Annotated in this window: 2 protein-coding genes and 1 pseudogene; all 3 read left to right on the top strand. The window is 44.0% G+C overall.

Features of this window, described 5'->3' with window-relative positions; all coding sequences use genetic code 11:
- Window positions 1-393 (top strand): annotated as a pseudogene (locus tag R8N28_RS25995) (exodeoxyribonuclease I); the annotation flags it as partial.
- A 55-nt stretch (window positions 394-448) separates the two neighbouring features.
- Window positions 449-823, top strand: a complete 375-nt coding sequence (locus R8N28_RS26000) for a CidA/LrgA family protein (protein ID WP_318183756.1) — start codon at window positions 449-451, stop codon at window positions 821-823.
- A 1-nt stretch (window position 824) separates the two neighbouring features.
- Window positions 825-1,161: LrgB family protein (locus R8N28_RS26005; RefSeq protein ID WP_318183757.1), on the top strand; the 337-nt coding region annotated here is incomplete at its 3' end.

The raw sequence follows: 1,161 nt of genomic DNA on the forward strand, positions 1-1,161 counted from the left end.
AAACTAATCGGCTTGTTCTCTATCGAACGTCAATTTGAAAAAAGCGATGATGTGGACACTCAACTTTACGATGGGTTCTTCTCTCCAGCCGACCGTGCAGCGATGGATATTATCCGCGAAACCGATCCAAACAATCTTGCTGCCTTAGATATCGAGTTTGACGATAAACGCATCAAACCGCTGCTATTCAGATACCGTGCTCGTAACTTCCCAGGCACTCTCGATGAGCAAGAGCAACGACGCTGGGCACTTCATTGCCGAGAGGTATTTGAAAGCCAAATCGAAGAGTATATGCTGAATTTAGAAAACTTAGTTCACGAACATGAAAGTGACGAAAAGAAGATTGCAATATTAAAATCCGTTTACCGTTATGTAGAGAGCCTAGCCTCCTAATTTCTACTTATCCAAGCGCACCTTATGGTGTGCTTGTCGTTTATATGCTGTCAAAATGATAAAAGATCGATTCTTACAACTGATCCAACTGCTCATCTCCCTCTTCCTCATCATGGGAGCACTTGGAATCGGAATTACTATTCAAAAATTCACTGGCGTTTCTGTTCCCGGAAGTGTCATCGGTATGCTTGTACTGTTTTTCTCCATGACACTTGGCCTTGTCAAAGTGGATTGGGTCAAACCGGGCGCAACGCTATTCATTCGCTACATGATCTTACTCTTTGTCCCAATCAGTGTGGGACTCATGCAGCACTTCGATATGCTACTTGCGAATGCATGGCCAATCATAGCTAGTGCAGGCGGTGGTTCACTCATTGTCTTGGTCAGCCTTGCTTGGCTACTGGACTACTTGCTAAAGGAGAAACATTAATATGTGGTTAATTGTCACTATTGTCGTTTTCCTGATTGCTCGCCAAATCGCAATTAAGATCAACAGCCCACTTGCAAACCCTTTGTTGATCAGTATTGCAGTACTGATTCCTTTATTAACGTACCTCAATGTACCGTTTGAGACATACTACGCCGACAACGAAGGCATCAGCTTTTTACTACAACCAGCTGTTGTAGCGTTGGCTTACCCTTTGTACGAGCAACTCCCTCAAATCAAAGCCAACTGGCGAATCATCACGTTTGCTTGTACGCTCGGAAGTGTTATGTCAATGGCAACCACAACCCTCATCGCCGTTGCATTTAAAGCTGACATCAGTT

Source organism: Vibrio sp. Vb1554 (assembly GCF_033344235.1).